This window comes from Nonomuraea glycinis, assembly GCF_014646515.1.
Taxonomy (GTDB): domain Bacteria; phylum Actinomycetota; class Actinomycetes; order Streptosporangiales; family Streptosporangiaceae; genus Nonomuraea; species Nonomuraea glycinis.
In genome coordinates this window covers 436,134-460,657 of record NZ_BMNK01000004.1, presented here as the reverse complement: position 1 = coordinate 460,657, position 24,524 = coordinate 436,134, and the positions used below count along the sequence as shown (strand labels likewise).

The 24,524-nt window shown below is 72.3% G+C and carries 23 protein-coding genes; 8 read left to right on the top strand and 15 right to left on the bottom strand.

All coding sequences use genetic code 11. The annotated features are described in order from the left end of the window. Window positions 1-2 precede the first annotated feature (2 nt). Genes IEY87_RS15600 through IEY87_RS15590 form a run of 3 tightly spaced genes read right to left on the bottom strand, consistent with a single transcriptional unit; the run spans window position 3 to window position 4,935 of the window. Window positions 3-1,553: a Na+/H+ antiporter subunit D gene (locus IEY87_RS15600; protein WP_189139334.1), complete on the bottom strand. Its 1,551-nt coding sequence runs from the start codon at window positions 1,551-1,553 to the stop codon at window positions 3-5. Further along, entirely contained in the window at window positions 1,553-2,179 is a 627-nt protein-coding gene (locus tag IEY87_RS15595) for a Na(+)/H(+) antiporter subunit C (RefSeq protein ID WP_189139333.1), read from the bottom strand. Before IEY87_RS15595 ends, IEY87_RS15600 begins: the two co-directional genes overlap by 1 nt. After that, window positions 2,176-4,935, bottom strand: a complete 2,760-nt coding sequence (locus IEY87_RS15590) for a Na+/H+ antiporter subunit A (RefSeq protein ID WP_189139332.1) — start codon at window positions 4,933-4,935, stop codon at window positions 2,176-2,178. The genes IEY87_RS15595 and IEY87_RS15590 overlap by 4 nt, the downstream gene beginning before the upstream one ends. Before the next feature lie 162 nt (window positions 4,936-5,097). On the opposite strand from IEY87_RS15590, the gene IEY87_RS15585 reads away from it, so the two are divergent. After that, window positions 5,098-5,385, top strand: a complete 288-nt coding sequence (locus IEY87_RS15585) for a hypothetical protein (RefSeq protein ID WP_189139331.1) — start codon at window positions 5,098-5,100, stop codon at window positions 5,383-5,385. A gap of 3 nt (window positions 5,386-5,388) precedes the next feature. On the opposite strand, the gene IEY87_RS15580 is transcribed toward IEY87_RS15585, so the two are convergent. Continuing rightward, entirely contained in the window at window positions 5,389-5,811 is a 423-nt protein-coding gene (locus IEY87_RS15580) for a hypothetical protein (protein WP_189139330.1), read from the bottom strand. 71 nt (window positions 5,812-5,882) lie between these two features. Between IEY87_RS15580 and ybiA the strand changes: the two genes are divergently transcribed. Further along, on the top strand, window positions 5,883-6,440 hold the full coding sequence (gene ybiA / locus IEY87_RS15575) for a riboflavin biosynthesis intermediates N-glycosidase (RefSeq protein ID WP_189139329.1): 558 nt from the start codon (window positions 5,883-5,885) through the stop codon (window positions 6,438-6,440). A gap of 4 nt (window positions 6,441-6,444) precedes the next feature. Beyond that, window positions 6,445-8,796: a DEAD/DEAH box helicase gene (locus tag IEY87_RS15570; RefSeq protein WP_225277297.1), complete on the top strand. Its 2,352-nt coding sequence runs from the start codon at window positions 6,445-6,447 to the stop codon at window positions 8,794-8,796. A gap of 22 nt (window positions 8,797-8,818) precedes the next feature. Here IEY87_RS15570 and IEY87_RS15565 read toward each other — a convergent pair whose 3' ends face one another. Further along, window positions 8,819-9,766 carry a carbohydrate kinase family protein gene (locus tag IEY87_RS15565; RefSeq protein ID WP_189139328.1) on the bottom strand — a complete coding sequence of 316 codons (948 nt, stop codon included), beginning with the start codon at window positions 9,764-9,766 and terminating at the stop codon, window positions 8,819-8,821. A gap of 146 nt (window positions 9,767-9,912) precedes the next feature. On the opposite strand from IEY87_RS15565, the gene IEY87_RS15560 reads away from it, so the two are divergent. From IEY87_RS15560 to IEY87_RS15545, 4 genes are read left to right on the top strand one after another with little or no spacing between them, the layout of a single operon-like run. Beyond that, window positions 9,913-10,902, top strand: a complete 990-nt coding sequence (locus IEY87_RS15560) for a sugar ABC transporter substrate-binding protein (RefSeq protein ID WP_189139327.1) — start codon at window positions 9,913-9,915, stop codon at window positions 10,900-10,902. A gap of 1 nt (window position 10,903) precedes the next feature. After that, window positions 10,904-11,875: an ABC transporter permease gene (locus tag IEY87_RS15555; protein WP_189139326.1), complete on the top strand. Its 972-nt coding sequence runs from the start codon at window positions 10,904-10,906 to the stop codon at window positions 11,873-11,875. Beyond that, window positions 11,872-12,675, top strand: a complete 804-nt coding sequence (locus IEY87_RS15550) for an ATP-binding cassette domain-containing protein (RefSeq protein WP_189139325.1) — start codon at window positions 11,872-11,874, stop codon at window positions 12,673-12,675. Before IEY87_RS15555 ends, IEY87_RS15550 begins: the two co-directional genes overlap by 4 nt. 18 nt (window positions 12,676-12,693) lie before the next feature. Beyond that, window positions 12,694-13,704, top strand: coding sequence for a LacI family DNA-binding transcriptional regulator (locus tag IEY87_RS15545; protein WP_225277298.1), 1,011 nt, complete (start codon window positions 12,694-12,696; stop codon window positions 13,702-13,704). Between the two features lie 109 nt (window positions 13,705-13,813). On the opposite strand, the gene IEY87_RS15540 is transcribed toward IEY87_RS15545, so the two are convergent. The 5 genes from IEY87_RS15540 to IEY87_RS15520 all read right to left on the bottom strand — a co-directional run bounded on the left by IEY87_RS15540 (window position 13,814) and on the right by IEY87_RS15520 (window position 19,124). Next, entirely contained in the window at window positions 13,814-14,635 is an 822-nt protein-coding gene (locus tag IEY87_RS15540) for a PIG-L family deacetylase (protein WP_189139323.1), read from the bottom strand. 11 nt (window positions 14,636-14,646) lie between these two features. Next, on the bottom strand, window positions 14,647-16,065 hold the full coding sequence (locus IEY87_RS15535; protein WP_189139322.1) for a tetratricopeptide repeat protein: 1,419 nt from the start codon (window positions 16,063-16,065) through the stop codon (window positions 14,647-14,649). A 182-nt stretch (window positions 16,066-16,247) separates the two neighbouring features. Beyond that, window positions 16,248-17,246, bottom strand: coding sequence for a glycerophosphodiester phosphodiesterase family protein (locus IEY87_RS15530; RefSeq protein WP_225277299.1), 999 nt, complete (start codon window positions 17,244-17,246; stop codon window positions 16,248-16,250). Between the two features lie 20 nt (window positions 17,247-17,266). Continuing rightward, window positions 17,267-18,340 carry a spore photoproduct lyase family protein gene (locus IEY87_RS15525; RefSeq protein ID WP_189139321.1) on the bottom strand — a complete coding sequence of 358 codons (1,074 nt, stop codon included), beginning with the start codon at window positions 18,338-18,340 and terminating at the stop codon, window positions 17,267-17,269. A 16-nt stretch (window positions 18,341-18,356) separates the two neighbouring features. Beyond that, window positions 18,357-19,124, bottom strand: a complete 768-nt coding sequence (locus IEY87_RS15520; protein WP_189139320.1) for a DNA-formamidopyrimidine glycosylase family protein — start codon at window positions 19,122-19,124, stop codon at window positions 18,357-18,359. Window positions 19,125-19,178: 54 nt separating this feature from the next. Between IEY87_RS15520 and IEY87_RS45745 the strand changes: the two genes are divergently transcribed. Next, window positions 19,179-20,033 carry an NUDIX hydrolase gene (locus tag IEY87_RS45745; protein WP_225277300.1) on the top strand — a complete coding sequence of 285 codons (855 nt, stop codon included), beginning with the start codon at window positions 19,179-19,181 and terminating at the stop codon, window positions 20,031-20,033. A 45-nt stretch (window positions 20,034-20,078) separates the two neighbouring features. On the opposite strand, the gene IEY87_RS15510 is transcribed toward IEY87_RS45745, so the two are convergent. The 5 genes from IEY87_RS15510 to IEY87_RS15490 all read right to left on the bottom strand — a co-directional run bounded on the left by IEY87_RS15510 (window position 20,079) and on the right by IEY87_RS15490 (window position 24,461). Next, entirely contained in the window at window positions 20,079-21,044 is a 966-nt protein-coding gene (locus IEY87_RS15510; RefSeq protein WP_189139319.1) for an LLM class flavin-dependent oxidoreductase, read from the bottom strand. Window positions 21,045-21,078: 34 nt separating this feature from the next. Beyond that, on the bottom strand, window positions 21,079-22,083 hold the full coding sequence (locus IEY87_RS15505) for a hypothetical protein (RefSeq protein ID WP_189139318.1): 1,005 nt from the start codon (window positions 22,081-22,083) through the stop codon (window positions 21,079-21,081). After that, window positions 22,080-22,556, bottom strand: coding sequence for a SigE family RNA polymerase sigma factor (locus IEY87_RS15500; RefSeq protein WP_189139317.1), 477 nt, complete (start codon window positions 22,554-22,556; stop codon window positions 22,080-22,082). The genes IEY87_RS15505 and IEY87_RS15500 overlap by 4 nt, the downstream gene beginning before the upstream one ends. Window positions 22,557-22,637: 81 nt before the next feature. Next, window positions 22,638-23,606, bottom strand: coding sequence for an adenylate/guanylate cyclase domain-containing protein (locus IEY87_RS15495; protein ID WP_189139316.1), 969 nt, complete (start codon window positions 23,604-23,606; stop codon window positions 22,638-22,640). 102 nt (window positions 23,607-23,708) lie between these two features. Further along, window positions 23,709-24,461: a FadR/GntR family transcriptional regulator gene (locus IEY87_RS15490; protein ID WP_189139315.1), complete on the bottom strand. Its 753-nt coding sequence runs from the start codon at window positions 24,459-24,461 to the stop codon at window positions 23,709-23,711. Between the last annotated feature and the right edge of the window lie 63 nt (window positions 24,462-24,524).

Here is a 24,524-nt window from a genome sequence, read left to right as displayed (position 1 = left end):
CTTCACCCGCCACCCCCCAGCACGGCCGAGATGTACGGCCGGCGGGCCATGAGCTCCGTCGCGGCCCGCTCCGCCAGCGCGGACAGTGGCCCGGCCAGCACCGTGTACGTCAGGCCGAGCGCGACCAGCGCCGCCGTGGCGCCGAGCAGGGGACCGGGCATCGCCAGCGTGGTGACGGTCGGGTCGGCGCCGGTGGCCTCGTCGCTCTCCACCACGGTGCCCACCGGACTCACCTGGGGCGCCCGCCAGAAGGCCTTGTTCCAGACCTTCGCGACGGCGTACAGGGTGAGCAGGCTGGTGAGCAGGCCGGCCGCGACCAGGGTGAGCGCGAGCGGGCTGCCCTCGGCGAGGCCGGCCTGGACGAGCATCAGCTTGCCCAGGAAGCCCGACATGGGCGGGATGCCGGACAGGTTCATGGCCGGCACGAAGAACAGCACCGCGATCAGCGGCGTGGCCTGCATCAGCCCGCCGAGCAGGTTCACCGACGTGGTGCCGGTGCGCCGCTCGATCAGGCCGGTCACCAGGAACAGGCCCGTCTGCACGGTGATGTGGTGCACCACGTAGAAGATCGCGCCGGCCAGGCCCTGCGTGGTGGACAGCGCGACCCCGAAGACCATGAAGCCGATGTGGCTGACCAGGGTGAAGGAGAGCATCCGCTTGATGTCGGTCTGCGCGACCGCGCCGAGCGCCCCGACCAGCATCGTGGCCAGCGCCGCCCACATGAGCAGCGTCGCGACCGGCCCGCCGGGGAACAGCAGCGCCTCCAGCCGGATGATGGAGTAGACGCCGACCTTGGTCAGCAGGCCGGCGAAGACCGCGGTGGCCGGGGCGGGCGCCGTCGGGTAGGAGTCCGGCAGCCACGCCGACAGCGGGAAGATCGCCGCCTTGATCGCGAAGGTCAGCAGCAGCGTCAGCTCGATCAGGAGCCTGACGTGCGTGTCCAGCAGGGCGAACCGTTCGGCGAGCTGCGCGATCGACAGGGTGCCCGTGGCGGAGTAGACGATGGCCAGGGTGAACAGGAACAGCATCGACGAGGCCAGCGCCATCACCGTGTAGGTGGCTCCCGCCCGGATCCTGGACAGGGTGCCGCCGAAGGTGAGCAGCACGTACGAACCGCTCAGCAGCATCTCGAACGCCACGAACAGGTTGAACAGGTCCCCCGACAGGAAAGCGTCCGCCACCCCGGCGATCATGATCAGGAACGCCGGGTGGAAGATCGCCATCGGCGCGTCGTGCTCCTGGTCGGCGTAGGCGTTGACCACCGAGTACGCCATGACGCAGAGCGTCACGGACGAGGACACGACGAGCATCAGCGCCGACAGCCGGTCGACCACCAGGCTGATGCCGACCGGGGCCGCCCAGCCGCCCAGGTAGGTGACCATCGGCCCGTGCGCGTCGACCTCGACCAGCAGCGCGAACGACACCACGACGGTGACGACCAGCGTCGTGAAGCTGATGAGCGCCTGCAGGCGGCGCAGCCGGCCGCCGATCGCCAGCTTCACCCCCGCCGCCAGCAGCGGCAGCAGCACCGGTACGGATATCAGGCTCTCCACTAGTCGTCGCCCTCCACCTCGGCGTCGAGGGCCAGCGCCTGACGCTCCCGCTCGGCCCGGATGGCGTGCCGCATCTGCTTACGCGCCTCCCGCTGGCGGATGCGCAGTCTGCGCCGCTGCGCCTTCTCCTGCGCGTCCTGAACGCCCTGGGCGCGCTCGGCGTGCTCGGCGCTCTCGGCGGCCAGCCCGGCCAACTCGGCCCGCTGCTCGGCCACCAGCCGCCGGTACTCCTCCCGCCTGGCCCGCACCGCGTCGATCAGCTCGCCGCGCCGGGCGCGCAGCCGCACCCGGCGGTCCTCGGTGTCGTCCTGGACCTCGTCGCTGCCGGTGAGCTGCCACAGCCGGTGCACCATGGCCAGCACGAACGCCGAGACGCCCAGCGTGATGACGATCGCGGTGAGCACCATGGCCTGCGGCAGCGGATCGGCCATCGTCTCAGGGGCGAACCGGCCGAGCAGCGGCGGGCGGCCCGCGGCGCCGCCCGCCGTCACGATCAGCAGGTTGATCCCGTTGCCCAGCACGATGACGCCCGCCAGGACGCGGACCAGGCTCCGCTCCAGCAGCAGCGTCACCCCGGTGGCGATCAGCGTCCCGGCGGCGGCCAGCGGCGCCAGCGCGATCGTCACCACTCCTCCACCTGCCGGTCCAGCTCCGCACCCAGAGCGCGCAGCACGTCCTGCACCATCCCCACCACCGACACGTACACCCCGAGGTCGAACAGCAGACTCATGCTCAGGTGCAGGGTCCCGACCAGCGGGAGCGTCAGGTCGGCGGTCGGCATGCGCAGCGCCTGGCCGCCGAACAGCAGCCCGAACAGGCCCGTGCCCGTGGTCAGCGTCAGCCCGGCGCCGAGCAGCACCCCCGCGTGCACCGGCACCGCCCTGGCCAACTCGTAGCGGCCACCCGCCAGATACCGGACGGTGATGGCCAGGCCCGCCACGATGCCGCCCGCGAACCCGCCGCCCACGCCGCTGTGCCCGACGAACAGCAGGAACACCGACAGCACCAGCACCGTGTGGAAGGTGAGCCGGGCGGCGACCTCGAAGGCCAGCGTCCGCTCCTCCCGGGGCCGCACCGAGGCCAGCCACGGCGTGCGCGCCGGCTCCTCCTCCTCGTCGTCCCGCTCGATCGCGTACGTCCTGCGCCGCAGGAAGACCAGGCTGGTGACACCCAGCGTGAGCACCACGAGCACCGTGCCCTCGCCCAAGGTGTCCCAGGCCCGGATGTCCAGCAGCAGCGCGCTGACGATGTTCCCGCTGCCCGCCGCGCCGGCCATGAGCGCGCCGACGGGCGCCGCCACTCGCGCGTTCATCGCCAGCATGCCCGCCCCCACCGACACCACCGCGACCACCACCCCGGCCGCCAGCCGGAACGAGAACGGCAGCCTGCCCGACACCGGCCGCATCGGCAGCCGGCGCAGCACCAGCACGAACACCACCAGGCTCAGCGTCTCGGCGAGGAACTGGGTCAGCGCCAGGTCGGGGGAGCCGTGGGTGAGGTACAGCAGCGCGGTGCCGTACCCGGTGAGGCCGACGAAGACGGCCAGCACCACGTACGCCCGCGCCCGCAGCACCAGCACCGCCCCGACCGCCATCAGCACCACGAGCACCGGCTGCTCCGGCCGCTCCCAGGCGACGACGGGCGCCGTCAGGGCCGCCAGCGGGTCGTACAGGACGGAGAAGACGCCGACGGCGGCCATGGAGGCGAGCGTGATCAGCACATAGTCCGGCACCGAGCCGCGCTGGGTGATGCCGGTGACCTGCAACGACAGCAGGTCCAGCCGCCGCAGGCCGGTCCAGAACAGCACCCCGGTGTCGGTCACGTACAGCGCCGAGCCGAGCTTGGCCACCGGCTCCCGGGCCAGGAACAGCAGCCCGCCCGCCACGAAGATCAGCAGCGACAGCAGCAACGGCACCGGCGCGCCGCTCCACAGCGCCAGATGGGTGGCGTGCCCTGGATCGCGGAAGCCGCCGGTGTACCCCGCCATGGCCGCGCCGTACCGGCCGGCCAGCGGCGCCAGCACCAGCCCGAGCACCGACAGCAGCGCCGGAGGAACGAACAGGGCCGCCTCGACGCGGTGCGCCGGCGTGGGGTCCAGGCCCGGCTTGGCGGCGAACGCCCCCCACAGGAAACGCAGCGTGTACGCGACCGTCAACGCCGATCCCAGCACCACCGCCGCCAGCGCGAACAGGCCGGCCGGATCCCCGGTCAGCAGCGACTCCAGGGCGGCCTCCTTGGCGACGAACCCCACCAGCGGCGGCACGCCCGCCATCGAGGCCCCGGCCAGCACCGCCACCGCGCACACCCACGGCATCGCCCGGCCCACGGCGCTGAGCGAGCGCAGATCCCGCCCGCCCGCCGCGTGGTCCACGATGCCGACCACCAGGAACAGCGCCGCCTTGAACAGCGCGTGCGCCGGCAGCATGGCCACCCCGGCCAGGGCCGCGGCTTCGGTGCCCGCCCCGAACAGGATGGTCAGGAAGCCGAGCTGGCTGACCGTGCCATAGGCCAGCAGCCGCTTGAGGTCCGTCTCGCGCAGCGCCCGCCAGCCGCCCAGCGCCATCGTCACCGCGCCGAGCAGCACGGCCGGCGCCCGCCACGCCGTCAGATCGCCGAACGCGGGCCCGAGCCTGGCCAGCAGGTACACCCCCGCCTTCACCATCGCCGCCGCGTGCAGGTAGGCCGAGACGGGCGTCGGCGCCGCCATCGCGGCCGGCAGCCACGAGCTGAACGGGAAGATCGCCGACTTGGCCAGCGCCCCGGCCAGCACCAGCGCCAGCGGCACGACGAGCCCGCCCGCGGGCGGCCGGGCGACGATCTCGGAGATCCGGTACGTCCCCGCCGCCTCGCCGAGGGCGACGAACCCGGCCAGCATGGCCAGCCCGCCGAGCGTGGTGACGATCAGCGCCTGCAGGCCGCCCCGCCTGCTCGCCCGGCTCTGCGGGTCATAGCCGATCAGCAGGTAGGAGGCGACCGTGGTCAGCTCCCAGAACACGTACAGCAGGAGCAGGTCGTCGGCCGTCACCAGGCCGAGCATCGCGCCCGCGAACGCCAGCATGACGCCGCCGAAACGGCCCAGCCCGAGGTCGTCCCGGTCCAGATAGCGCGAGCTGTAGACCAGGACGAGCGCGCCGACCCCGGTGACCAGCGCCATCATCACCACCGCGAGCTCGTCCGCGCGGAAGGACAGCGACATGCCGAGCGCGGGCGCCCAGGCGTGCGCCGACTGCCGGGGCAGGCCCGCCACCACCGCCCACACCGTGTAGGCGAACCCGGCGGCGGGCACCAGCGCGAGCATGAGCAAGGCGTCGCGGCCCAGGCGCCTGGTGAGCCAGGGCGCGCAGATGGCGGCCGCCGCGTGCAGGATGAGCAGCGACTCCATGGTCTCCCCGGGGCGGACTGGCGCGTGCTCCCAACCTGCCAGCCGGCACCCGCGCCGCTACGCAGGCGCGGTGCGGATTGACCCGAACCTCACCGATCCCTCACCAGGGCATCATCAAGGGCGTATGGGGGTAAGGACGGGACGACTCCGAAGGAGTGGTCCATGTCCCAGCCGACCGTGCGCAGCCTCACCACCACCGACCACGAGATCATCCGCCGGTGGGCGGAGGAGCGTGGCGCGCTGCCCGCCACCGTGCCGGGGACCGAGTGCGACGCCCGGCTCTGCGTGCTCAGGTTCGACTTCCCCGGCTGCGGCGGGGAGGACCTCAAGGAGATCTCCTGGGACGACTGGTTCGCCCTGTTCGACCAGCGCGGCCTCAGCTTCGTCTACCACGAGGGCAGCAAGGACGACCACCACGGCAACTACTTCCGGTTGCGCGAGCCGGACTGAGCCTCAGCCGGGCCGCCGCGCGCCGACCTCGTCCGACAGGCGGCGCAGCGAGTCCTCCAGCATCCCCTGCACCTCGTCCGCCCGGCTGCGCGAGGTCTTCTCCACGGGCTCGTCGAGCAGGGAGATGTGCACCGTCACCTCGCTCGTGCCGCTCTGGGAGTCCGACACCTGCAGCCAGCCGGCGTAGCCGGGGTGGTCACGGCCGCCCCACTCCACCCGGAGCTGGTCGGCCGAGACGTCGTACAGGCCCTCGTGCCTGCCCTCGCCGGGCACCACGTCGCCGCCCGCCTCCAGCGTGTTCGGGCCGCTGTCGCGCACCCACAGCCCGTGCGGCAGCCACCGGTTGATCTGCGCGACGTCGGACGCGACGCCGAACACCACGTCGCTCCCGGCCGGCATGCCCCTGGTCGCCTCGTACTCGGCCATCAGACCACCTCCGGGGCTCGGCTGCCCGGACGTCCCGACCGCAAACCGCCGTCCTGTGGGACAGTGAGCCCATGCCCGACAAGCTTCCCCGGACCGTTCCCGAGGCGGTGGCCGCGGAGCAGGCCGGCCGGCCGCCGCGCTACCTGCACTTCTGGGGGCACCGCCCGGCCCGCGACGGCGGGCCGGGCCGTGGGTGCCTCAGCCAGTGGTGGCCGGTCGACTTCACCGAGGACGGCCGCGTCTACCACTCCGCCGAGCACTACATGATGGCGCACAAGGCCCTGCTGTTCGGCGACGAGGCGACCGCGGCCGAGATCGTCGCGACGGCCCATCCGCACGCCGTCAAGAAGCTCGGCCGCCAGGTGCGGCACTTCGACGAGGACACGTGGGCCGCGCATCGCTACGAGATCGTGGTACGCGGCAACCTCGCCAAGTTCGGGCAGCACCCCGAGCTGAAGGAGTGGCTGCTCGGCACCGCCGCGTGCGTCCTGGTCGAGGCCAGCCCGGTCGACCGGATCTGGGGCATCGGCCTGGCGGCGGACGATCCCGCCGCCGCCTCCGCGGCCGGCTGGCGTGGACTGAACCTGCTCGGTTTCGCCCTCATGGACACCCGCGACGCCCTGCTCTGATCCCGTGGCCACGGACGAGGCCGCGCCGCGCGGCAAGCAGGCACGCGAGCTGCTCGAACGGGCCGGGCGGCTGCTCGGCGACGCGCAGGCGCTGCGACGTGAGCACGACGCCGCGCTGGACGCCGTGCACACCGCCCTGAACGTGATCCGGGAGCGGCAGGCCAGGGCCGAGCTCGCCGGCATCCCGCTGTCCAGGCTCAAGGACGTCACCGGGGGGCGGCTGCGGCTCGGGACGCTGGAGAAGGCGGGCTACGCCACGGTGCTCGACGTGCTGAACGCGACGCCGTACGAGCTGCAGCGCCTGCCCGGGGTCGGCCCGCACACCCAGCGGCAGGCGCACGCGGCGGCCCGGCAGATCGCCGGCGCCGCGCAGGAGGTCGCCACCGTTCACCTCGACGTCGAGCGGCAGGACGACCCGGACACCACCGCGCTGCTCATCGCCCTGCACCGGCTGGTGGACGCCGGCCCCGAGCTGACGCGCGCCCGGCGCACGGCCGCGACGCTCGAAGAGCGGCTCGGCGGGCTGATCCCGCGGGCCCGTCCGGCGGGCAGCTGGTGGCGCGGCCTCCTGTCCGGCCGCCAACGCCGCGACGAGGCGGCAACGGCCGCCACCGAACTCGCCACCCTCCTCGACGACGGTGCCGGTGCCGGGGGCGGTCGGGGCGGGATGTCCGTAGGGGGCGAGATGTCCGCGGGGACCGCCGACGCCGTGGTGGCCTCGGCGGGCGGCGAGGCCGGGATGCGGTTGCTCATCGCGCAGGCCACCACCGACCTGCTGCGGCCCGCCGCCGACGAGGTCGCCGCCTGGATCGACTTCGAGCTGCGCGCCGCCGAGTACTACAACCTGCTGGCCGAGCTCGCGGCCGTGGAGCCGCACGACCGTGTCGCCGCCGAGGGGTTCCTGCCCGACGAGCTCGCCGACCGCGTCCGGGCACAGGCGCTCGACGACACCTGCCGCCGCGTGTCGCTGCGCGGCTACCAGGCCTTCGGCGCCCGGTTCGCGCTCGCCCAGCGGCGGGTGATCCTCGGTGACGAGATGGGGCTGGGCAAGACCATCCAGGCCATCGCCGCGCTGGCCCACCTCGCGGCGACCGGCGCCACCCACTTCCTGGTCGTCTGCCCGGCCAGCGTGCTGGTCAACTGGGTACGCGAGGTGGAGGCGCGCAGCACCCTGCGGGCCTACCGGCTGCACGGCGCGGAGCGCGCCGTGGCGCGGGCGGAGTGGGCCGAGCGCGGCGGCGTCGCGGTGATCACCTACGACGGGCTGGGCGGGCTGGACGGCGCGCCGCCGCTCGGCATGTTCGTCGTGGATGAGGCGCACTACGTCAAGAACGGCGAGACCCAGCGGTCCCGGGCCGTCGCCGGCTGGTGCGACCGCGCCGAACGGGTGCTGTTCATGACCGGCACGCCGATGGAGAACCACGTCGAGGAGTTCCGCACCCTCGTCGGCTACCTCCAGCCCAGCCGGCTCGCCGAGATCAGGGGCAGCGACGCCGCCGCGGGCGCCCAGGCGTTCCGGCGCGCGGTGGCCCCCGTCTACCTGCGGCGTAACCAGGAGGACGTGCTCACCGAGCTGCCCGATCTGGTGCGCGTGGACGAATGGGAGACCTTCAGCGCCGCCGACGAGGACGCCTACCGCACGGCGGTGGCGGCGGGCCGGTTCATGGACATGCGGCGGGCGGCCTACGCGGTGCCGGAGAAGTCCGCCAAGCTGGAACGCCTGCGCGAACTCGTCGAGGAAGCCGCCGACAACGGACTCAAGGTGGTCGTCTTCTCCTACTTCCGCGCCGTGCTGACCGTCGTCGAGCAAGCCCTCCGCCCTCAGGTATCCGGCCCTCAGGTATCCGGCCCTCAAGCGCTCGGCTCTCAGGTGTTCGGCCCGATCTCCGGCAGTGTGCCACCTGAGCGGCGCCAGCAGGTGGTGGACGCGTTCACGGCGGCGCCCGGGCACGCGGTGCTGCTGGCCCAGATCCAGGCGGGCGGGATCGGGCTCAACCTCCAGGCGGCCTCCGTGGTGATCATCTGTGAGCCCCAGGTCAAGCCGACCACCGAGAGCCAGGCCGTGGCCCGCGCCCACCGCATGGGGCAGGTCCGGCGCGTGCAGGTGCACCGGCTGCTGTCGCCGGACAGCGTGGACGAGCGGATGCTGCGCATCCTGCGGGCCAAGACCGCGCTGTTCGACACCTACGCCAGGCGCAGCCACCTGGCCGAGTCGACGCCCGACGCGGTCGACGTGTCGGAACGGGACCTGGCCCGCCAGATCGTCGAAGAAGAACAGCGCCGGCTCGCCGTCGGAGCGGCGAGCATCATGGGCACGGCGTCCGAGCACGACGCGGATCCTGGGGCCCCGGAGTAGGGACGCGGGCTCGGCCGTGCTTCTACCGCTCCGGTTGGAGCTGGTGGCTCCAGGGTGGATTGGCTCCGGCCACGGTGCAGGTGAGGGCCGCGACCTGGGCGGCGAACTCCGCCGCCCGCCCGGCCGTCTCCAGGTCCAGGCCGTCGAGCCGCCCGCCGAGCAGGCCCAGCCCGCCGAGCCGGTGCAGGAAGCCGGCGGTGAACGCGTCACCCGCGCCCACCGTGTCCACCACGGCGACCCGGGGCGCGGCCACCTCCAGCCGGTCGCCGTCCAGCGAGACCAGCGCCCCGGCCGCCCCCCTGGTGACCACGATCAGTCGCGCCCCGGCCGCGTGCCAGGTGTCGCAGACCCGCTCCACCGGCTCGCCGGGCCGCAGCACGCGCAGGTCGTCGTCGCTCAGCTTGAGGATGTCGGCCAGGCCGCACCACCGGGTGAGCGCGTAGGCCTCACGGGGGGCCAGGCTGGGGCGTACGTTCGGGTCGATCGAGATCGTGGCGCGCTCGCGGGCCGCGGCCGCAAAGGCCTCCACCGCGGCCCGCCCCGGCTCCCGTACCAGCGCCAGCGAGCCCGTGTGCAGGCAGGACACGCCGGTGAGGTCGAGCGCGGCGAGCTCGGCGGGGGTCCACTGCCAGTCGGCGGTCCCGTCGGCGTGGAAGCCGTAGGTGGCCTGCCCGCCGGCGTCCAGGGAGGCGACCGCGAGGGTGCTCGGCTCGGCGGCGTCCACGCAGCCGCTCAGGTCCACCTTCGAGGCGGTCAGGTGTTCCCGGAAGAGCGAGCCGAACACGTCGCCGGACAGGCGGCCGAGGAAACGCGTCGCGGTGCCGAGCCGCGCCAGCGCCACCGCCGTGTTCGCCGGCCCCCCACCCGGCAACACCCGCAACGCCAGCTCCACCGGCGAGCGCTCCCCGCGCACGGCCGGGGGGCGCTCCGCGAAGGCGTCCGCCACGCACTCACCCAAGACCGCGATCATCAGCCTGCCTTCCAGCGTGTTTCCGATTCGTTACGTCACCAGGGCATTGACGTTTCCCGGCTCGGAGTCCATCATCGCAACACAGCGAATGTCAACGTTGACATATGTCAACGATGACATTGGATCCCCCCTGATAGGAAGCCACCATGATCTCAAGGCTCTCAGCCGGTCTGCTGGCCGCCGCGCTCCTGGTAACGGGGTGTGGCGGCAACGGCCAGGACACCTCCACCGAGACCGCCGCCGCCAAGGTCGGACTGATCACCAAGACCGAGACGAACCCGTTCTTCGTCAAGATGAAGGAAGGCGCGCAGAAGGCGGCCCAGGCGGAGGGCATGGAGCTGATGAGCGCCGCCGGCAAGTTCGACGGCGACAACGCCTCCCAGATCACCGCCATCGAGAACATGGTCGCGGCGGGCGTGAAGGGCATCCTCATCACCCCGAGCGACACCAAGGCCATCGTCCCCGCCATCAAGAAGGCCAGGGACGCCGGCGTCCTGGTGATCGCGCTCGACACCCCGACCGACCCGCAGGACGCCACCGACGCGTTGTTCGCCACCGACAACCTCAAAGCCGGCGAGCTCATCGGCCAGTACGCCAAAGCCGCGATGGCGGGCAAGCCGGCCAAGATCGCCACCCTCGACCTGGCCCCCGGCGTCACCGTCGGCCAGCTCAGGCACGACGGCTTCCTCAAGGGCTTCGGCATCAGCGAGGGCGACCCGTCCATCGTCTGCTCCCAGGACACCCAGGGCGACCAGTCCAAGGGCCAGACCGCGATGGAGAACTGCCTGCAGAAGGCGCCCGACATCAACGTCGTCTACACCATCAACGAGCCCGCCGCCCTCGGCGCGCACACCGCGCTCAAGGCCAAGGGCCGCGAGAAGGACGTGCTCGTCGTCTCCGTCGACGGCGGCTGCACCGGCGTCAAGGCGGTGCAGAGCGGCCAGATCGCCGCGACCTCGCAGCAGTATCCCCTGAAGATGGCCGAGAGCGGCGTCAAGGCCGTCTCCGCCTTCGCCAAGGGCGGCACGAAGTCCTCCGGCTACACCGACACCGGCGTCACCCTCATCACCGACAAGGACGCCACCGGTGTCGAGGCCGAGGACACCGCGTTCGGCCTGGCGAACTGCTGGGGCTGACGTGCCGGTCATCGAAGCGACGTTGCCGCGCCGCCTGCTGTCCACGCCGATCGTCGGACCGCTGGCCGCCCTCCTGGCGGCCTGCGTGTTCTTCTCGCTCAACACCGAGCAGTTCCTCAGCGGCGGTAACTTCTCCCTCATCATCCAGCAGGTGATGGTCGTCGGCACGCTCGCCATCGGCCAGACCCTGATCATCCTGACGGCCGGCATCGACCTGTCCAACGGCGCCATCATGGCCTTCGGCGGGATCGTGATGACCAAGCTGGCCGTGGACGGCGTGCTGCCGCCGCTGCTCGCCATCGCCGCCGGGCTGGCCGCCTGCGCCGTGTTCGGGCTGGCCAACGGCCTGCTGGTGACGCGGATCTCGCTGCCGCCGTTCATCGTCACGCTCGGCATGCTGAACGTGGTCTTCGCGCTCACCCACATCTACTCCCAGGACCAGACGGTCACCGAGCTGCCCGCCGCGCTGACGTACCTGGGCGAGACCTTCCGGCTCGGCGGCACCAACGTCACCTACGGCTCGCTCGTGGCGATCCTGCTGTTCCTGCTGTTCGCCTACCTGCTCGGGCAGACGGCGTGGGGCCGCCACGTGTACGCGCTCGGCAACAGCCCCGACGTGGCGCGGCTGAGCGGCATCCGCACCCAGCGGCTGACGATCAGCGTCTACACGATCGCCGGGCTCGTGTACGGCATCGCCGCGTTGCTGCTGGTGTCCAGGACCGGGGTCGGCGACCCGCAGGCCGGGCAGACCGACAATCTGGACAGCATCACCGCGGTCGTGCTCGGCGGCACGAGCCTGTTCGGCGGGCGTGGCCTGGTCATCGGCACGCTGGTCGGCGCGCTCATCGTCGGGGTCTTCCGCAACGGCCTTCAGCTCATGGGCGTACCGTCGATCTATCAGACGCTCATCACCGGCATCCTGGTGATCCTCGCCGTGACCGTGGACCAGCTCTCCCGCAGGAGGACCCGATGACGACGACCCCCGTCCTGCGGGCACGTGGCCTGGTCAAGCGCTACGGCCACGTGACCGCGCTGGACGGCGCCGACTTCGACCTGATGCCCGGCGAGGTCCTCGCCGTCATCGGCGACAACGGCGCCGGCAAGACCAGCCTGATCAAGGCGCTGACCGGGGCCGTGCAGCCGGACGAGGGCGAGATCCTGCTCGACGGCCGCCCGGTCCGCTTCCGCAACCCGCTCGACGCCCGCAAGCACGGCATCGAGACCGTCTACCAGGACCTGGCGGTGGCCGCTTCGCTGGACATCGCCACCAACATGTTCCTCGGCCGGGAGTTGCGCAAGCCCGGCCCGCTCGGCACGATCTTCCGCCTGCTCGACAAGAAACGCATGCGCGAGGAGTCCGCCAGGCACATGGCGGACCTCAAGATCGGGTTGCGCTCGCTCACCCAGGCGGTCGAGACGCTGTCCGGCGGCCAGCGGCAGGGCGTCGCCGTGGCCAGGGCCGTCGCCTTTGCCTCGCACGTCATCGTCATGGACGAGCCCACGGCCGCGCTCGGCGTCAAGGAGTCCGGCCAGGTCCTCGACATGATCAAGCGGGTCCGCGACCGTGGCCTGCCGGTGGTGCTGATCAGCCACAACATGCCGCACGTGTTCGAGCTGGCCGACCGCATCCACGTCCAGCGGCTCGGCCGCCGGGTCGCCCAGCTCAACCCCGCCGACCACGACATGGCCGAGGTGGTCGCCATCATGACCGGCGCCCTGCAGGTGAAGCAGGACGAATCGGTGCCGGCGGCCAAGGACGCCGGCCTGTCGTGAGCCACTAGCATGGTCGAAATGCGGCGCCCCACCATGACAGACGTCGCCCGCGAGGTCGGGGTGACGGCCAAGACGGTCTCGCGGGTGCTCAACGACGACGGCCCGGTCGCCGTGGAGACCCGCGAACGCGTCATGGCGGCCGTGCGCAAGCTCGGCTACCAGCCCAACCTCATGGCCCGCAACATGCGCGTCGGCGCCAGGGACGCGGCGATCGGCCTGGTCATCCCGGAGATGGGCAACCCGTTCTTCGGGACCGTCGCGGGCGGCATCGAAAGCGCCGTCCGCGCCCGCGGCCTCACCCTCATCGTCGGCTCCAGCAGCGAGACCCCCGAGCTGGAGCAGTCCCTCATCGCCGCCTTCCTGGCGCGCCGCGTCAGCGCCCTCATGATCGTCCCCTCGGCCGCCAGCGACCACCGCCACCTGCGCTCCGAACGCGTCGCCGGCCTCCCCATCGTCTTCCTCGACCGCCCCGCCGTCGGCCTCACGGCCGACAGCGTGGTCAGCGCCAACCGCGCGGGCGCCCGCTCCGGCGTCGCCCACCTCATCTCGTACGGCCACCGCAGGATCGGCTTCGTCGGCGACGTCCCGGCCGCCCTCTACACCCGACGCGAACGCTTCCAGGGCTACCGGGACGCGCTGGAGGCGGCGGGCCTGCCCTTCGACCGCACCCTCGTCGACACCGGCCACGACGCCGACGCCGCCGCCCAGGCCACCCTGCGCCTGCTCGCCCTCCCCGCACCCCCGACGGCCCTGTTCGCGGGCAACAACCTCGCCGCGATGGGCGCCGTGGTGGCGCTGGCCAAGTCGGGGCGCAAGGAGGTGGCGCTGGTCGGCTTCGACGACCTGCCCCTGGCGGAGGTGCTGGACCCGCCGCTGACGGTCGTCGCCCAGGACCCGGAGGCGATCGGCGTGGCGGCGGCCGAACGGGTCCTGTTACGCCTGGACGGCGACCGGTCGCGGGCGCGCGGCACGCTGGTGCCCACCCGCCTGATCGTCAGAGGCTCGGGGGAGCAGCCCCCACGGGGTTGAGCCTCCCAGCGCGCTGACCGCGCTCTGCACGCGGCAGAGCGCGACCGCCCCTGGGGGCGCGGCCCGCTCACCCGGACGCTGCTCGACCCGGGCAGAGCGGGCGACCGCCCTAGGGGCGCAGCCCTTCGAACAGGTCCAGCTCGTGGTGCGGTGTCTTGATGCGGCTCTGGACGCGGATGAAGGCCTCGTGGGAGAACACCTCCTGCTGCGCCTCCTGCGACATCATGAGCGGGGGGATGCTGTCGCCCTGGCTCGCATGTGACCGCAGGGCCTTGATCTTGCGATCGACGAAGGACCGCACGTCGACGACGGTGGTCACCAGCTCGTCAGGGGTGCCGAAGTCGTCGCCGGGCTCGAAGTCGAACTCCATGCCGCTCGCGCGCATCTGCTCGAACATCCGCTTGAACGCCGACCTGGGGATCGCGGTGTAGTAGAACTTGGCCGGGATGCCGGTGGCCTCGACGGCCGCGACCGTGATGCGGTGCGCCTGGACGTGGTCGGGGTGGTTGTAGCCGCTGCCGCCGGTCTCGTCGTAGGTGACCACGACGTCCGGCCGGTAGCGCTCCATCAGCTCCGCCAGCCGGCCGGCGGCGGTGTCGACGGGGACGTTGGAGAACGCGTCGGGGTGCTTGTTCGCGTCCCAGCCCTCCATGCCGGAGTCGCGGTAGCCCAACAGCTCAAGGTGGTCGATGCCGAGGTGCTGCACCGACTGGCGCAGCTCACTGAGCCGGAGCTCGGCGACCTTGGCGTCGTCGTGGCCCGGGTCGCCGGGTTTGACGCCGCCCGGTCCGTCGCCCTGCTCACCGTTGGTGCAGGTGACCAGCACGGTGCGGATCCCCTCGTCGGTGTAGCGGGCCAGAACTCCGCCGGTGCTGAGGCACTCGTCATCGGGGTGGGCGTGTACGGCCATCAGGGTGAGTTGCCGATCCATGATGGGAAACACTACTCGCTTGCGGAGACATTTCCGGTTCGGGCCTGGTGCATGAGCTCGCCCGCCCGGAGCCGGGCGGCCGTGGCCGCGGCGCTGTCGCCGATGGCCTCGGCCAGCGCTCCGCGCTTGAGCCAGTTGAACGGGCTGCCGGGCCGTACGTTGATCCGTTCGCTGATCAGGACCCGCGCCAGATCGTGCCGGCCGCCCCTGAGCGCCGACTGCAGCAGGGTCTTCTGCACGGCGTCACGCTGAGCGTGGCTGCCGCCGAACTCGTTGACGCGGTGCCTGATCGGGTAGAGCAGGTCCACCACCTGGTGGTGGTCGCCCCGGCCGAACGCCACCAGCGCCTTGCACACCGGCAGGCCGACGCGGGCGGTCATGCCGTGGTTGCTGACGCCGGGAAGCGGCTGACCGAGGTACGCCTCACGGCCGGCGATGAGCTTGTCGGCGTCGCCGATGCGGTCCGCGCCCACGTACGACATCACGGCGTGCACGTCGTTGAAGGCGTAGCACGGCTCGTGCGTCCTGGCCGGCCAGGCGTCGGCGAGCACCGACCACCGCTCGTGCCGGAGGTCGCCCTCCAGGTAGAAGCGCCACAGCAGGGCGGCGGCGTCCAGCAGTTCCATCGACGACCGGCCGGCGGCCAGCACCGCGTCGTAGATCGCCAGGGCCCGCCCGTGGTCACCGGCCTCCATCGCGTACAGGGCGTAGTGCCACCAGGTGTGCACGTTGAAGAACGTGCCGGTGGACCAGTCGTCGACCCGGGCGTCCAGGTAGCGGATGCCCTCGCCGAACCTGCCCTGCATCTCGTAGGTGTGCACGACCGCGTGGATGCCCCACACGTCGCGGGGGTTCAGCTCGACGGCCCGCAGCCCGACCTCCTCCGAGCGGTCGTAGTGCCCGGCCTCCTCCAGCCCGAACGCGTACATGCCGAGCACGTGCCCATAGTGCCGGTCATCCTCGTGCCAGGCGCTGAGCGCGCCGCCGATCCGGTCGCGCAGCGAGCGCGCGTCACCGACGAAGAAGTCGATCTGGTGCCCGGCGGCCAGCGCGAGGGCGTCACGCGGGTGCTGCTCGGTGATCCGGGCGAGCAGCGCGCCACAGGCGTGGAAGTCACCGTCGAGCAGCGCCTGCACCGCTTCCACATGCGCCCGCTCGCGGGGCGGCAGGCCGGCGTGGTCGATCCTGGTACGGAAGGCGGCGAAGCTCTGCCTGGCCTGGCGCGCCTGGTCGGCCTCGGTGGAGAGCAGTCCGAGATAGGCGCTCAGCACGTTGCCCATCGGGAAGTCCGGCGCCTCGGCCAGCGCCGCGCCGGCCTCGTGCACGACCTCCATCCGGAAGTGCAACAGGTGGTCGATCGCCCGGTCGTAGTGGCGGGCGGCACTCCGGCCCGCCCCGCTCAAGGACAGTCCATGCTGGTCAGCAGTCATGGACCCAGCTTAGAAAGGGCGGGCGGGGCTGTCTGTGCAAAAGGGCGCTCCGATGTCACTGTGGCCCGAGTGAAAGCGCATCACGGTGTCGCCACGGCCCCGAGTGAAAGCGCATCACGGTGTCGCCACGGCCCCGAGTGAAAGCGCATCACGGTGTCGCCACGGCCCCGGGTGAAAGGGCCTCACCTTGTCCACCGGCTCACCACGGCCCGGCCCATGGCGGGATCGTCGCAGAAGGCGCCGTCGACGCCGAGCTCCAGCAGCCTCGACAGCCACCCCATCACGTCACCCGTGGCACGGTCGTAGTGCGGGCTGCCGGGGTCGCCGAGCCGGAAGTCGACGGGAAGCTGCGCGTTCTCGTTGCGCACGGTCCAGACGTGCACGTCCAGCCGCTCGCGGTGCGCGTCCGCCACCAGCGTGGTCGCCGCACCCAGCCTGCCGTCCGGGCCGGTGGGCAGCACCCGCCGGGTGTCCACGCCGATCCCGCGCGCGTACTCGGCCACCTCACGCAACCCCTCCGGTGTGACGAGGTCGTCGTAGCCGCGGCCGTCGCCCGCCACGACCCAGTCGTACGGCGCGCCCCCGGCCGCGACGAGCTGGATCAGCGGCAGGTCCGTCCGGCCGCTGAGCTCACGCAGGTTCGCCGTCTCGAAGGACTGGATGTACGCCTTCCGCACGCCGTACCGGTCGAGCACGTCGAGCAGCGGCTCCTCCAGGGGCAGGCCGAGCCCGGCGAAGTGCGTCGGGTGCTTGGTCTCGGGGTAGACGCCCACCCCGTGCTCCCGAGCGAGCCGGACGACCTCCTCGAACGTGGGGATCCGGGCCAGCCCGTCGAAGGCCGTGTTGCCGGGCCGCAGGCCGGGCACCCGCTCCCTGGCCCGCAGCGTCCGCAGCTCGGCGAGGGTGAAGTCCTCGGTGAACCAGCCGGTGACGGCCCGGCCGTCGATCGTCCTGGTGGCGTGCCGGTCGGCGAACTCGGGCCGGTCGGCCACGTCGGTGGTGCCGGAGATCTCGTTCTCGTGCCTGGCCACCAGCACGTGGTCCCTGGTGGAGACGAGGTCAGGCTCGATGTAGTCGGCGCCCATGGCGATGGCCGCCTCATAAGACAGCAGTGTGTGCTCGGGCCGGTGCGCGCTGGCCCCCCGGTGCGCGATGACGACGGGGGAGGACTGGATCACCACGAGGAAGACCGTACCTCGTGTCAGAACGCGTAGCGGACCCGGCAGCAGGGCAGGCGGTCGGCGATCAGGTCGGTCAGGGCGGTGACGTAGCGGCCCTTGTGGCCGGTGCGGTAGCGCACGTTCCAGCCGCCCGTCTGCGAGCGCTTAGGCTGCTGCAGGTCGGGCCGCCAGAGCACCTCCTCGGCCTTGGGGTGCCAGCCGAGGTTCACCTCGTGCAGCCGGTCGTTGTGGGTCAGGAAGATGACCTCGGCGGCGAGCTGCGCACGGGCGGCCGGCGACAGGGCGTCGCCGAGCGTGTCCAGCAGGAGGGCCCAGTCCGCCAGCCAGCCGTCCCGCACCACGACGGGGCTGAAATTGACGTGCACCTCGTACCCGGCGGCCACGAAGTCGTTGATCGCGGCGATCCGGTCCTCGATCGGGGAGGTGCGGATGTCGAGCAGCTTGGCGTCGGCGGCGGGCATCAGGCTGAAGCGGATCCTGGTGCGGCCCCGCGGATCCCAGTCGAGCAGGTCCCGGTTGACGTACTTGGTGGCGAAGCTGGCCTTGGCGTTCGGCAGGCCGCGGAACAGCTCGACGAGGTCGCGCACGTTGGCGGAGATGGTGGCGTCCACCGAGCAGTCGGAGTTCTCGCCGATGTCGTAGACCCAGGCGTGCGGGTCGACCTGGTTCGGCTCCGGCTTGACGCCCTGGCGGCCCGCGTGCCGGCCCAGATAGCCGATGATCTGCTCGATGTTGGCGAACACGGTGATCGGATTGCTGTAGCCCTTACGGCGCGGGACATAGCAGTAGGCGCAGGCCATCGCGCAGCCGTTGGCGGTGGAGGGCGCGATGAAGTCGCTGGAGCGGCCGTTGGGGCGCGCGGTCAGCGACTTCTTGACCCCGAGCACCAGCGCCTCCGTCTTGATGCGCACCCAGCGGGCGACGTTCGCCTCGTCGCCGTACAGCTCGGGGATCCGCTGGTGGCTGTCCACCTCCACCCGCTCGGCGGCCGGATAACGCTCCAGGATTTCCCGGCCACGGGCCAGCTCGGCCGCGGCGGGCTCCAGATAGATCCGCCGGATGTCCAGAAGGTGGTCTCCTCGAGTGTTCCGCACACTGGTCCAACACCGGTCACCGCGCGAGTCTTCCCAGCTCAGCGGGTTGATCGAGAGGGCACGCGTAGGCCGTCCTGGCGGCCAGCGTCCACGTCCGCACGGCGGTCCCGCAGCGGCGGCACGTCTCCCGCTTGTACACCCACCGCTCGTCCGGCGCCGCCGGATCGCTGACCACCTGTCCCGCGTCCCGCCCCAGGGCGAGATGGCGCACCGCCACGTCCCACAGCCGTCCCGCGGCCTCCGCCCCGACGTCCCGCGCGTCCGGGTCGAGCCCCGCCAGGAACAGCAACTCCGCCCGCCACGCGTTGCCGATCCCCGCCCAGACGCCCTGATCCAGCACCGCGGCCCCCACCGGCCCGGTGAAAGCGGCCAGCCGCCGCACCGCCACCCCGCGATCGGCGTCTCCGCGCAGCGGGTCCGGCCCCAGGGACGCCCGCAGCGCGGCCACCTGCTCGCCGCCCATCGTCTCGCAGCGGGAGGGCGCGATGAGATCGAACGCCACCTCGTCCGTGGCCAGCCGCAGCCGGGTGCCGCGCCGGGGCTGCGTCGCCGGATCGTCGTAGCGCAGGAACAGCCCCCGCATGCCCAGGTGCACGTGGATCGCCGGGCCGCCGTCGAAGTGGTAGAGCAGATGCTTGCCGACGGCCTCCACGCCCTCGACGAGCCGCCCGCCGTACGGCCGCGCGTCGAACCTGCCCTGCGGGCTCGCGGCGCGCACCCGCCGCCCGGCGAACGCTCGGTGCTGCTCACGGGCGTGGCGGTGGATCAGGTGTCCCTCCGGCATACCCACTGGCCTACCCTCTCGCCCGTGCCTTCACGTGGGCCACACTGGGGGACCATGACACATGACGGTGACGCGGGGATGCCCGGCTCGCTGGCCGGGGTGCTCGCCGAGGTGGCGGCCGAGCGGGCCAGGCAGGACGAGACGCACGGGGTGCAGGAGCTGCCCGACGGCACCGGTGGCGGGGCGGCGGCCGCCGAGGCCGGCACCGCCAGGCGGGAGACCGACGCGGCGGCCGGCGCGGGGACGCTGACGTGGCGGCACATCCTGATGGAGGAGGTGCTGGAGGCGCTCGCCGAGACCGACCCCGACCGGCTGCGGGCGGAGCTGGTGCAGGTGGCGGCCGTGGCGGTCAAGTGGACACAGGCACTCGACCGGCGCCAGGCCATGCCCGAGACGCCCGCCCAGCCGGCGCTACCCGAGACGCTCGCCCGGTCGGGCGCGCCACAGGTGTCCGACGTGCAGGCCGTGCCGGAGGCGCCCGCCCAGCGGTTCCGGGCGATCGTCGACGTGCACGTACTGCTGGTCCGCGGCACGGAGCTGCTGTTGGGCAGGCGCGCGGGCACCGGCTATGCCGACGGGCTGTGGCACCTGCCGTCGGGGCATCTGGAGGCGGGGGAGTCGGTGGTGCGGGCGGCGGTGCGGGAGGTCCAGGAGGAGGTCGGCGTCGTCATCGAGCCAGGGGATCTCGCCTTCGCGCACGTGATGCACCGGGCCCCGGACCGGGTCGGCCTGTTCTTCGTCGCCACCCGGTGGGACGGCGAGCCGTACAACGCCGAGCCGAACAAATGCTCCGAGGTGGCCTGGTGGCGGCTGGACGCGCTGCCGGATGACATCGTCGGCTATCCGGCCGCCGCCATCGCCCACGTGCGGGAGCGGGTGCCGTTCGCGCTGGACGAGTGGCCCGCCTGACGGCGCCTCAGAACGCCTCTGGCTTTCCTGGCCGGCGACCCGGCGTCAGGCCAGTCGGGCCAGGCGGCGGTAGGAGTCGAGTCTCTCGTCCAGGTCGTAGGTGTTCATCGTCACCAGCACCTCGTCGGCCCCCGTCATCTCCACCAGGTCGGCCAGTCGCATGCCGACCTCCTGCTCGGTGCCGTGGATCTGCCCCTTGCGCGACTCCTCGAACAGCGCCCGCTCCCGCCCGGTCATCTCCATCCGCAGGATCTCCCGGGCCGGCCGCAGCGGGGGAAAGACGCCGCGGGTCCGCGAGTGCGCCGTCGACCAGGCCTCCGGCACCTGCAGCAGCGCCGCGCGCTCCGCCGTCTCGCCGACCGCGATGTTCGCCGCCACCATCACGTACGGCGCCGCCGCCCACGCCGAAGGCCGGAAGGCGGTCCGGTAGCGGCCGATCGCCTCCCGGAGCCGGTCGCCGGCCCCGCCGATCACCAGCGGCAGGCCGTGCTCGGCGGCCACGTCCGCGCCCGCCCCCATGGCCAGCACGAACACCTCGGGACGCAGGCCCTCGGCCGGGACGGCGTGCACGCCGTCCCGGCCGCCGGTGAAGAAGCCGAGCAGCTCCGCCAGTTGGCCGCCGAAGCGGTCGGCGGCGTCCTTGTCGTGGCCGAGCGCCCTGCGGATGCCGCCGGTGAAGCCCACCGAGCGGCCCAGGCCCATGTCGACGCGGCCGGGGTACAGCGACTCCAGGACGCCGAACTGCTCGGCGACCACCAGCGGGCGGTGGTTGGGCAGCATCACGCCGCCGGTGCCGACCCGGATGCGCTCGGTGGCGGCCGCGACGGCGGCGGCCAGCACGGTGGGGGCCGAGCCCGCCACGCCCGGCACGCTGTGGTGCTCGGCGACCCAGAACCGGCGGTAGCCGAGCTCCTCGGCCTGCCGCGCGAACCGCACGGTCGCCCGCAGCGCCGCCGCCGGGGAGTGCCCCTGCCGGACGAGGGAGCGGTCAAGGATCGAAAGGCTGGTCACGTATCTGTGCAACACGGGCTAGCCGGAAATGTTCCTACTTGCTGTAGAGGCCGAAGGACCAGCGGATGGGCCGGTTGGTGGTCTCGCCGATCACGCTGATCCTGACGGTGATGACCATGCGCTTGCCCTTGGGCACGGCGGGGAACTCCGTCATCGCCATCGGGAACGGGCCGCTCTTCCATTCAGGGCAGGTGCTGCTCTGAGGTGAGCCGGTCAGGCCCGTGGAGGTGCGCACGAGCACCCGCCCGGCCAGGTCACCGCCGCAGACCTGGTCGAAGGCGAGCTTGCGTCCGGTGCCCACGATCTCGAAGCGCGCCGTGGTGTCCTGCGGCCAGAGGCCGGTCTTCGAGTCCGCCAGCTTCCAGCCGTCCAGCCGCCGGGGGAGGTCCTTGAGCGGGGCCGGCTCGACCGGCTCGGCGGGTGGCGTCCATTCGTACACGGCCAGGGACCAGTCGCCGCGCTTCGCCTTCACCGGCTCACAGGGCCCGCCTGCTCCGGCCTGTACGCAGGCCGAACCGCTTGTCGCCGTGTCGAAGGTGACCGTCGCCTCCTCGGCGTTCTCGGGCACGGGCAGCGGCAGGAGCTGCATGACCTTCGAGCACCCTCTGAAGCCCATCGGCGGCCAGGTTCGCGCGCCGGTCGACACCCGCGGCGGGCGGTTGTCCACCCCTTCGCAGACGCCCGCCACATCCAGTGGCTTACCGGACAGGGGGACGGTGATGACGGCCTTCCTGCCGCCGGCCGCCTTGACGGCGGTCGCCGCGATGCGCCGGTACTCGGTGCCGTCCGGGGCGGTGAAGCGCTCGGGCAGCTTCGCGACGGAAGAGGCGACGGTCGCCTTCTGCGGCTGGTCGGCGGCGCCGGGCACCAGCCAGACGCCGAGCAGCACCGCCACCGCCGCCGCCGCGCCCCCGGCCACCCGCCTGCGCCGGCGGGTCCTTCTGATGTGCGCGCCGACCTGCTCGTGGCGCGCCGGGTTCGCCGGCGAAGGGCCCTCGGCCCGCTCCCGCAGGACGTCCCGCAGATCTTGTACGGTCACCGCTGCATCTCCTTCACGATCGTCTCGTCCACCCGCAGCTTGGCCAGCGCCTTGGCCGTCTGGCTCTTGACCGTGCCGGTGCCGCAGCCCAGCAGCCGGGCCACCTCCGCCACCGGCAGGTCCTCGTAGAAGCGCAGCACGATCACGGCCCGCTGCCTGGCGGGCAGCCTGCCCACCGCGTGCCAGAGCTCGTCGTCGGGCAACGCGTCGGTGCAGGGGGTGTCGGGCAGGTTGCCGCTCGGCAGCTCACGACGCCACTTGCGGCGCCACCAGGAGGTGTACGTGGTCACCATCACCCGGCGGACGTAGGACTCGGGCTCGTCCACGCGGGGCCAGGCGAACCAGGCCTTCGCCAGCGACTCCTGCAGCAGGTCCTCGGCGATCTCCCAGTCGTGGGTGAGCAGATAGCCGGTGCGTAACAGCCGGTCGGACCTCGCGATCACGAAGTCCTGAAATATCGCTCGATCTGCCAATTTGATTGCCTTCCCGTCAGAGCTCGCGACGGTACAGACGCATCCAGGCCGCCCCCGGGTTGCCCGGCAGGCGGAGACAGATCAGCTCAGGGCCCCGGCCCTGCTCACGGTGAAGGGGGCGAGTTCGCCGAGTCCGCGTACCGACAGGCGGTCGACGCAGCGCAGGGCGAACGCCCGGTCGCCGTCGAGCTCCTCGGCCAGCTCCGGGTCGGCGAGGATCGTGTCGGGCCGGGCCAGTGCGGTGAGCCTGCTGGCGAGGTTGACCGTGGTGCCGAACACGTCGCCCATCCGCCAGATGACCGGCCCGGCGGCCAGGCCCACCCGCAGCTCCGGCATGCCCTTGTCCCGGGCGTGGGTCTCCAGGAGCAGCAGCCCGATCTCCGCCGCCGTGTGCGCCTTGTCCGCCACGAATAGGAGCGAGTCGCCGAGCGTCTTGACCACCCGGCCGCCGTTGGAGGTCACCACGTCGGCGGAGCGCCCCTCGAACCTGTCGACCAGCGTGGCGAGCTCCGTCTCGGTGATCTGCCTGCTCAGCCGGGTGAACCCGACCAGGTCGGCGAACCCGACGGCCAGCCGTACGGTGCTCATGTCCTGGACGGCGAGCCGGCCGGCGGCGGCGGCGAGCTGGCGCTGCCAGGAGTAGACCAGCAGCCGCGCGAGGTCCGGCACCACCCGCTCGGCCCGCCTGCGCCAGGCCCTGGGGCGTTCGGCCAGCGGCACGCCGGCCTGGTCGAGCGCCTCGGCGCCGATCTCGGCCTGCGACTCGGCCAGCCGCGTCGCGGCCCTGCCGAGGGAGCGGGCGATCTGCAGCACGTGCTCCTCGTCGTAGATGCCGGCGCTGACCATGCCGAGCAGCGTCTTGAGCGCCACCACGTCGGACTCGGTGAACTCCACGGCGTCGTCGGCCACGTTGGCGAAGCCGAGCGCCCGCCAGAACCGCCTGGCCCGGTAGACCGGCACGCCCGCCATCTCGGCTACCTGATGACTGGTATAGCGGCGAGGCTCGCGCAGGAACGCCTCCGCCACCTCCCGTGTCTCCTCCTCGGCCACGGGTGCAAGATAACACCCTCACCAGGCATTCAGTACAGACGCGACACTTGCGAGGTAGGGGATTTCTCCTGCAGAAGGCGGAGATGTGCGCCGGACGGGCGGCTACTCCAGCAGGGTCCGCAGCGCCGGCCGCTCCTCCTCGGGCACGTAGCCGACGTAGTAGTCGTACATCGACTGCCGGGACAGCCGCGCCGCGAGCAGGCCCTCACCGGCGCGGATCGCCGCCAGTACCTCCTCGTGGTGGCGGATCGTCTGGCGCATGAGCGCCTCCCGGTCGGCCGCCGCCGCGATCTTCTCGGCGATCAGGTCGAGGACGATCGACCGGACCACGTCGGTGCAGATCTGGATGAGCTTGTTGCGGCTGGCCCCCGCCACCGCGTCATGGAAGGCCACGTCGGCGGCGCTGAACTCGTCGTAGCTGCCCGCGACCGCCGCGCGCATGCGCTCGATCGCCGCGGCCATCTCCGCCAGCTCCTCGTCGGTGCGCAGCCGGGCGGCCAGCAGATTGGCCGAGGCGTCCAGCACCATCCGGAACTGCACCAGCTCGCCCAGCGACAGCTCGTCCACCCGGGCCAGCGTGGTCATCGACTTGTGTAAGGCGGCGGGGGAGAAGGGCAGCACCTCGGCGCCGTGCGGGTCGCCGGGTCGGGACCTGACCAGCCCGCGGGCCTGCAGCACGCGCAGCGCCTCGCGGACGGTGGAACGGCTCACGGCGAACTGCGCCATCAGCTCGCGTTCGCTGGGCAGCCGCTCGCCGGGCTGGAGTGAACCGGACTCGACGGCCTCCTCGATCTGCTCCACGATCCGCTCGTACGCGCGTACGGTCCGCACCGGCTCGAACCGTGGACCACTCATGAAAGCCCCCTTGACCTCAGCCCTCGCGGGCTGGCAAGGTGCAGCCTACTGGTCAGACCAGTG

Bases quoted from the DNA above. Each gene is read 5' to 3' on its own strand.
- IEY87_RS15590 (WP_189139332.1), bottom strand. From the start codon at position 4,935: ATGGAGTCGCTGCTCATCCTGCACGCGGCGGCCGCCATCTGCGCGCCC.
- IEY87_RS15585 (WP_189139331.1), top strand. From the start codon at position 5,098: ATGTCCCAGCCGACCGTGCGCAGCCTCACCACCACCGACCACGAGATC.
- IEY87_RS15580 (WP_189139330.1), bottom strand. From the start codon at position 5,811: ATGGCCGAGTACGAGGCGACCAGGGGCATGCCGGCCGGGAGCGACGTG.
- ybiA (WP_189139329.1), top strand. From the start codon at position 5,883: ATGCCCGACAAGCTTCCCCGGACCGTTCCCGAGGCGGTGGCCGCGGAG.
- IEY87_RS15565 (WP_189139328.1), bottom strand. From the start codon at position 9,766: ATGATCGCGGTCTTGGGTGAGTGCGTGGCGGACGCCTTCGCGGAGCGC.
- IEY87_RS15560 (WP_189139327.1), top strand. From the start codon at position 9,913: ATGATCTCAAGGCTCTCAGCCGGTCTGCTGGCCGCCGCGCTCCTGGTA.
- IEY87_RS15550 (WP_189139325.1), top strand. From the start codon at position 11,872: ATGACGACGACCCCCGTCCTGCGGGCACGTGGCCTGGTCAAGCGCTAC.
- IEY87_RS15545 (WP_225277298.1), top strand. From the start codon at position 12,694: ATGCGGCGCCCCACCATGACAGACGTCGCCCGCGAGGTCGGGGTGACG.
- IEY87_RS15540 (WP_189139323.1), bottom strand. From the start codon at position 14,635: ATGGATCGGCAACTCACCCTGATGGCCGTACACGCCCACCCCGATGAC.
- IEY87_RS15535 (WP_189139322.1), bottom strand. From the start codon at position 16,065: ATGACTGCTGACCAGCATGGACTGTCCTTGAGCGGGGCGGGCCGGAGT.
- IEY87_RS15520 (WP_189139320.1), bottom strand. From the start codon at position 19,124: ATGCCGGAGGGACACCTGATCCACCGCCACGCCCGTGAGCAGCACCGA.
- IEY87_RS45745 (WP_225277300.1), top strand. From the start codon at position 19,179: ATGACACATGACGGTGACGCGGGGATGCCCGGCTCGCTGGCCGGGGTG.
- IEY87_RS15490 (WP_189139315.1), bottom strand. From the start codon at position 24,461: ATGAGTGGTCCACGGTTCGAGCCGGTGCGGACCGTACGCGCGTACGAG.